Raw genomic sequence first — 6,834 nt, forward strand, 5'->3', positions numbered from 1 at the left:
CTATTCTCAGACACGCCCTAGGTCGCGGGCGAGTACCGCCGGGTAGCTCGGGCCCTCGAGGAGTGTCATGAGGATGCGGGAGCGGGTCGGGTCGGCCATCGCCCGGCCCAGCCGGTTCATCACGTCCAGCCGCGAAGCAATAGTCAGCATGCGCTGAGCATACAGAACCTGCTGACCTCTCGTGTGTGGCTCCCGCTGCTGATATCTGCACATCTGCATAGGTGTATGGTCGTGGCATGAGTGTGACGCCGTTGGATTCGTGTCAGGTCACCGCCGTCCATCCGGAGAAGGTGGCGCTGACCCGGGAGAGGATCCCCGACGAGCGCGAGGCCGGCAGGTTGGCCGGGCTGTTCAAGCTCCTGGGGGACCCGCGCCGTGCCCGGGCGCTGTATGCGTTGCTGGAGGCCGGCGAGCTGTGCGTGTGTGACCTGGCGGCGTCGGTCGATGTCGCGGAGGCGTCGGTGTCCCAGGTGCTGCGGGTGCTGCGTACCGCTGGGGTGGTCGAGAACCGCCGGGAGGGGCGGATGGTGTACTACCGCCTCGCTGACGGGCATGTGCGGATGCTGCTGGACGTCTCCCGTGAGCACGCCCGCCACGAGGGGCAGGGCTGATGGGGGCAGGACACAGCCATGCCCCGGCGACCGGGCATGCCGGTGGCCGCTACCGTCGGCGGCTGGCGGGGGCGTTCGCCCTGACGGCGGGCTTCTTCCTGATCGAGCTGGTCGCGGGGCTGGTGTCGGGGTCGTTGGCGCTGCTGTCGGATGCCGGGCACATGGCTGCCGATGTGGTGGTGCTGGGTGCGGCGCTGCTGGCGACGCGCATCGCGAGCCGGCCGGACTCCACGGGGCGACGCACCTATGGCTCCTACCGGGCCGAGGTGTTCGCCTCGGCGTTGGCGGTGCTGGCGATGCTCGCGGTCGGGGTGTACGTGGTGGTCGAGGCCATCAGCCGGCTGGGCGACGCGCCGGAGGTGGCCTCCGGCGCCATGCTCGCGGTCGGCTTCGCCGGCCTGGTGATCAACATCATCTCCATGCTGCTGCTGCGCAGCGGGGCCAAGGACAGCCTGAACGTCAAGGGCGCCTACTACGAGGTGATCGCCGACGCCGCCGGGTCGGTGGGTGTCATGGTCGCCGGCGTGCTGATCATCCTCACCGGCCAGCCGATCTGGGACGTCGTGGTCGCGGCGCTCATCGCGGTCTTCGTCATCATCCGGGCGGTGGTTCTGGGCAGGCAGGTGATCGCGGTGCTGGGCCAGCACGCCCCGGAAGGGGTGGACCCGGAGGACGTCGCCGGTGACCTGGACGCGGTCGAGGGGGTGGAGGAGGTCCACGACCTGCACCTGTGGACCCTGACGTCGGGGATGAACGTGGCCACGGCCCACCTGGTCGCTGACCAGGGCGCGGACCACGGCGCCGTGCTTGCCGGCGCGCGCCGGGTGCTGCACGACCGTTACGGTATCGCCCATGCCACCTTGCAGGTGGAGGGCGCCGGCAGCGACGGCTGTCACGACCTGAGCTGGTAGCACTCGGCACGGAAGCCCGCTCGCGAGAGCCGCACATGCTTGAGCAACGTCTTAGGAGCGCGCGATGACCGCGAAGCACGGCAAGGGCCCCGGGCCGGACGAGGGCCAGCGGCCGGCCCGGCGCGGGGTGGTGCTCACCCTGCTGGGGATCGGTCTGGTCGCCGCGGCTTACGTGGTGACGATCGTGGTCATGGTGGTACGGTGACGCGGCCCAAACGGACCGCGGCCTCATGGCGGCGCCGCAAGGCGGTCATCGCGTCGTCCAGTGCTGTCCTCGTCGGGTCGAGCACGTAGAGGTCGTGAAGACGTCCAGATATAGGCCTGGGACGGGAGTTCTTGCATCGACTGAACTCCCCGGTGGTTGCAGGTCCGATACGCAGGGGTGCCAGTAAGTAGGGCTGATCGGCGCCCATTTTCTTGTCTCGCGCCCCGGGGCGAGGCGGTCCCCTATCGGTGTCCCTGTGTGCGGGGCAGGTTCACGCCGCGCAGCAGGAGAGCTTGGCGATGTCGGTGGTGAAGGCCTGCGCGGTGAGCTTGAGGCCTTCGGCCATGGTCAGGTAGGGGCTCCAGAGGTTGGCGACCTGGCTGGTGGTCATGCCGGCCTCGAGCATGTAGACCCCGGCGGCGGCGAGGTCGCCGGCGTCCTGGGCCAGGGCGGTAATGCCGATGATGCGGCCGGTGTCGGCGTCGGTGACCATCTTGATGAACCCGCAGGTGTCGCGGTTGACGATCGCGCGTGGGACGTGCGCGAGTGACAGGACACGGCTGTCGTAGCGGATCCCGGCAGCGGAGGCCTGCCGTTCGGTCATCCCGACGGCGGCCAGGGCGGGGCTGGTGAACACGACCCGGGGCAGGTGGCGGTAGTCGACCTCGAGGCCGGCGCCGGTGAGGGCGTTGTCGGCGACGAGGGCGCCGTGGGCCGCGGCGACGTACACGAACTGACGGTGGGCGGTGACGTCACCGGCAGCCCAGACGCGCGGGTTGGTGCTGCGCAGATGGCTGTCGACAACCACCTCGCCGTGGTCGCCGGTGCGCACGTCGACGGTGTCGAGACCGAGCGTGGCGGTGACCGGGCGGCGCCCGGTGGCGACGAGTACCTCGGCCGCCCGGAGTTCCTGTGAGCCGTCAGTGGTGGTGGCAGTGACCGTGACCTCGCCGGTGGCCGGGTCGCGGCGGACCGCGCTGGGCACCGCGCCGCGGATGATCTGGATGCCTTCGTCCGTGAAGATCTCATCCAGGGCGGTGGACGCCTCGGGTTCTTCCTGGGACGCCAGCCGTGAGCGGACCAGCATGGTGACCCGGACGCCGAGCCGAGCGAAGAGCTGGGCCTGCTCCATCGCGACGTAGCCGCCGCCGATGACCAGCAGCGACTCCGGGACGTGGTCCAGTTCCATCGCGGTGGTCGAGGTCAGGTAACCGGCCTCCTGCAGGCCGGGGACCGGCGGCGCCCAGGGCCTGGAGCCGGTGGCGATGAGGTAGTGCGCGGCCCGGACCGTCTCCACCGTGCCGTCAGGGCCGGTGACGCGCAGTGCCGGCTCGCTGGGTGTGCCGACGAACGTGGCGTCCCCGGGGTGGAGATCCCATCCGTACTCGGTGGCCAGGTCCAGGTACTTCTCGCCACGCAGTGACCCGACGAGCCGATCCTTGCCGGCGATCAAGGCGGGCATGTCGACCGGCCGGACTTCGGGGAGCGGCAGCCCGGGGAACCGGGAGGCGTCGAGTGTGACGTGGCGGGCCTCGGCGGTCGCGAGCAAGGCCTTGGAGGGCACGCACCCGGTGTTCACGCAGGTACCGCCGACGGTGCCACGCTCGATCATCACCACCCGTCTGCCGAGGTTGGTGGCGCGGATCGCGGCCGCGAACGCCGCCCCACCGAACCCGATCATTGCCAGGTCATACGACCTGCTGTTAGCCGTTGCCGTCATGAACTCCTCCTTCATCGCCCTCAGGATCGACCTTCCAGTGCACTGGAAGGTCAAGGGGGAGAATGAGTGGCATGCGGATCGGTGAGGTGGCTCGGGCGTCGGGCACGACGAGCAAGACCCTGCGGTACTACGAGGAGGTCGGGCTGCTACCCGCCGCGGACCGCACCCCGGCGGGCTACCGGGACTACGGCGCCGAGGTGCTCGACCGGCTGGACTTCATCCGCCGGGGGCAAGCGGCCGGGCTGACCCTGGCCCAGATCGGTCAGGTGCTGGACATCCGCGACCGGGGGCAGGCCCCCTGCCGGCACGTCACCGACCTGCTCGACACCCGCCTTGATGTGATCGACCGGCAACTCGCCGAGCTCGCGCAGCTACGCACCACGATCGCCGACCTGCGCGAGGACGCCGCCGCCGGCGACCCGGCCACGTGCTCCCCCGAGGATGTCTGCCGCTACCTGTGACACCGAAGTCACGGGCCCGTGGCAGCGCATGGCGGCCCACTCTGTTGCGTTGGGGTGTTAGACCTTTCGCAACGGTTCTGTTGCGCGGGGTGCACCCTATCGCGACGCCTATTCCTCCGGCCTGCCGTCGGCCGCTGTCCCGGTGAAGGATCGGCTTGCGGAACGTGAGCCTCACTCGCAGCGCCCTCTTGCCCGCGTGCTTGGAGGCCGCCACTGAGCTCCGACAGAACCCCGCCATATAGCGGCGCAAGCCACACATGACACCGGGCGGCACACCGAGCAGCCGCCACAAACGACCGATTTAGCCGTTACACGCCCGTGAGTCGGAGCATGACTGAGCCCATTGAGGCCGGAATGGGGGGCGAGGCCACTGTGCCGATTCTGATTCTTTGTCCACACCACCGCGGGGGCCGTTTCAGCGGCCCCCGCGGTGGTGTTGCCGAGGTGTGGACTCAAGCCGCGCGGGGCAACACTCCGCGCAAGACGTCGGTGAGGGTGACGACCCCAGTGAACCGGTTGTCCTGGGTCACTGCGGCCAGCTGGCGGCTGTTGCGGCGCATGGAGGCAAGTGCTTCGTGCAACGGTGTGGTGGAGGGCAGCGTCAGAGCCTGCTGGATAAGCGGCTGGATTGGCGCAGAAGGCTCCATCGTGAGGGTGTCCCGCACGTGGACGACGCCCGGAACGCTCTCAGGGGTATGGTCCGGCTGGACCAGGATACGCAAGTGCCCTGAGCACGCAGCGGCATTCTGGACCGCCTCGACGTCGGCGTCGGGGGCGACCTTGACCGGGTGCTGACCCTGGGGGAGGAGGTCCCCGAGAGTGAGGGTCTGAAGGTCCAGGGCACCGGCCAAGGCTTCATGGTTCTGCCGGTCCAGGGTGCCGGCGGCGGCGGAGTGCTCAACCAGCTGACGAATGGCCGCTGCGTCGTAGCCGCCCACGGCGGCTTGGTCCACGGGGGTGACGCCGCTGAGGGTCACCAGGCGGTTGGCCAGCCGGTTGGCCAGCAGCAGCAGGGGGCGAACGGTCCAGACGAAGGCGCGTGCGGGCACGGCCACGGCTTTGGCTGCGGTCTCGGGGTGGGCAATGGCCCAGGACTTGGGGGCCATCTCCCCGATGACCAGGTGAAGGAAGGTCACGGCCAGCAAGGACAGGACGAAGGAGGCGGTTCCGGCTGCCGCTGCGGGGATGCCCCAGTCCTCCAGGACGGGGCCGAGCCATGCGTCGACGGCCGGCTTGGTGATCGCCCCCAGGGCGAAGGTGCACAAGGTGATGCCCAACTGGGCTGCGGCGAGCATGAGGGTCAGCTCGTCGACTCCCTTGAGAGCGGCCCGCGCGGCGCGGCTGCGTCCTGCCTCGGCCTCTAGCCGGTGCCGGCGGGCGCCCAGCAGGGAGAACTCCATGATGACGAAGATCGCGCTGAGCACGATCAGCGCTGTGGTCACGAGCATGACGATCAGTGGACCGTGCATCATCGCTCCTCGTCCGTGGTGGCGTCGGGCTGGGCCTCGTGGGCGGCATGGCTGCCGGCGGTGTCAGAGCGGGGCACCTCGATGAGGTGGATCCGCAGTCGAGCTGGGACCCTGCGTTGGATGGAGAGGACCTCGACCTGCAGGTGGCGGTCGTAGACCTCCTCAGCCCCGAAGTCTCGTGGGTCCTCGGGCAGGTCGATCGTGATGACCTCGCCTTCCCGGGGCAGACGGCCCAGAGCGTCGATGGTCAGACCGGCGGCGGACTCGGCCTCGGTCACGGGCAGGGGGTGCCCGACGAGGCGCTCGAGCTCGTCCAGGTGGGCCTCTGCGCTCAGGACCCAGGAGTGCAGGCCTGTGGCGGTGATCTCCTCCTGGGGGTGCAGGTCGTGCTCGTCCGTGAGCTCGCCCACGAGCTCCTCCGCGAGGTCTTCCACTGTGAGCACGCCGACGAAGCCGCCGAACTCGTCCACGATGCACGCCATCTGCTGCCCTGAGCCGTCGAGCTCCCGGGCTGCGTCGGGCAGGGACATCATCGTGGGCAGCACCAGTGCAGGGCGCATCAGGGCGGACACGGGGGTGTCCGGGGCCATCCGGGTCTCACCGAGCAGGTCGGTGAGGTGGACTACCCCGAGCGGTTCGTGTTCGTTCGAGATCACCGGGTAGCGGGTGTGGCCGGTGGCCATCAGGTCGCGCACCTGAGCCAGGGAGGTCTGGGGCTGAACCTCGTCCACACGCGAGCGGGGCACCATCGCGTGCTGCACGTCCTGGTCTGGGAAGTCCAGCACCCGGTCGATCAGGACGGAGACCTCCGCGGGCAAGGATCCGGAAGCTCTGGAGTCCAGGGCAATGCGGTCCAGGTCCTCGGCGGAGGCGGTGCTGTCGACGTCGTGCACTGGCTCGATGCGCAGGAGCTTGAGCAGCACCTCGGCCGCCTTGTCGAAGACCCAGATGAGCCAGCCGAACAGGCCGAGGTAGATCTGTGTGGGCCGGGCCAGAGCGCGGGCCAGGGGCTCGGGGTTGGCGATGGCCAAATTCTTGGGGTACAGCTCGCCGATGATCATCTGCACCAGGGTGGCCACCACCAGTACGCCCAGCGTGGAGATGGCGATGACCACTTCAGAAGGCAGTGCGGTGCCGCCGAGCAACTCGGTCAGGGCCGCACCCACCATCGGCTCTGCCACGTAGCCCACCATGAGGCCTGTGACCGTGATCCCCAGCTGCGCGCCGGAGAGCATGAAGGAGGTGCGGCGAGTGACCTGCAGTGCGCGGGCGGCGGCGCGGTCGCCGGCCTTGGCGGCGGTCTGCAGGCGGACGCGGTCTACAGACATGTACGCGAATTCCTGGGCCACGAAGAAGCCGTTGGCGGCGATGATCGCCAGGATGATGAGGGATCCGAGGATCAGTGTCAGGACTGGATCCATGCCTGAGTCACCTCCCCACGAGGTGCAGGCGACCCC

At 69.3% G+C, this 6,834-nt stretch carries 7 protein-coding genes and 1 pseudogene; 4 read left to right on the forward strand and 4 right to left on the reverse strand.

Annotated elements, in window-relative coordinates:
• Nucleotides 1-15: 15 nt before the first annotated feature.
• Nucleotides 16-150: pseudogene (locus tag SJ20_RS10895) on the reverse strand (ArsR family transcriptional regulator); the annotation flags it as partial.
• An 86-nt stretch (nt 151-236) separates the two neighbouring features.
• Here SJ20_RS10895 and SJ20_RS10900 point away from each other — a divergent pair.
• The 3 genes from SJ20_RS10900 to SJ20_RS12040 all read left to right on the forward strand — a co-directional run bounded on the left by SJ20_RS10900 (nt 237) and on the right by SJ20_RS12040 (nt 1,727).
• Nucleotides 237-611: a helix-turn-helix transcriptional regulator gene (locus SJ20_RS10900; RefSeq protein ID WP_044659923.1), complete on the forward strand. Its 375-nt coding sequence runs from the start codon at nt 237-239 to the stop codon at nt 609-611.
• Complete coding sequence (locus SJ20_RS10905; RefSeq protein ID WP_044659924.1) at nt 611-1,522, forward strand: cation diffusion facilitator family transporter; 912 nt, start codon at nt 611-613, stop codon at nt 1,520-1,522. The genes SJ20_RS10900 and SJ20_RS10905 overlap by 1 nt, the downstream gene beginning before the upstream one ends.
• A 64-nt stretch (nt 1,523-1,586) precedes the next feature.
• A complete protein-coding gene (locus SJ20_RS12040; protein ID WP_002854087.1) occupies nt 1,587-1,727 on the forward strand; it encodes a hypothetical protein in 141 nt (46 codons plus the stop codon).
• Nucleotides 1,728-1,998: 271 nt separating this feature from the next.
• Here the strand turns inward: SJ20_RS12040 and merA are convergent, their stop codons facing one another.
• A complete protein-coding gene (gene merA / locus SJ20_RS10910) occupies nt 1,999-3,462 on the reverse strand; it encodes a mercury(II) reductase (protein ID WP_044659925.1) in 1,464 nt (487 codons plus the stop codon).
• A 56-nt stretch (nt 3,463-3,518) separates the two neighbouring features.
• On the opposite strand from merA, the gene SJ20_RS10915 reads away from it, so the two are divergent.
• On the forward strand, nt 3,519-3,908 hold the full coding sequence (locus SJ20_RS10915; protein WP_036382791.1) for a heavy metal-responsive transcriptional regulator: 390 nt from the start codon (nt 3,519-3,521) through the stop codon (nt 3,906-3,908).
• A gap of 452 nt (nt 3,909-4,360) precedes the next feature.
• Here the strand turns inward: SJ20_RS10915 and SJ20_RS10920 are convergent, their stop codons facing one another.
• Both SJ20_RS10920 and SJ20_RS10925 read right to left on the reverse strand, forming a co-directional pair.
• Nucleotides 4,361-5,377 carry a CNNM domain-containing protein gene (locus SJ20_RS10920; RefSeq protein ID WP_036337237.1) on the reverse strand — a complete coding sequence of 339 codons (1,017 nt, stop codon included), beginning with the start codon at nt 5,375-5,377 and terminating at the stop codon, nt 4,361-4,363.
• On the reverse strand, nt 5,377-6,798 hold the full coding sequence (locus tag SJ20_RS10925; protein ID WP_036337238.1) for a hemolysin family protein: 1,422 nt from the start codon (nt 6,796-6,798) through the stop codon (nt 5,377-5,379). Before SJ20_RS10925 ends, SJ20_RS10920 begins: the two co-directional genes overlap by 1 nt.
• Nucleotides 6,799-6,834 lie beyond the last annotated feature (36 nt).

It is taken from the genome of Micrococcus sp. MS-ASIII-49, from assembly GCF_000946635.1.
Classification (GTDB): domain Bacteria; phylum Actinomycetota; class Actinomycetes; order Actinomycetales; family Micrococcaceae; genus Micrococcus; species Micrococcus luteus.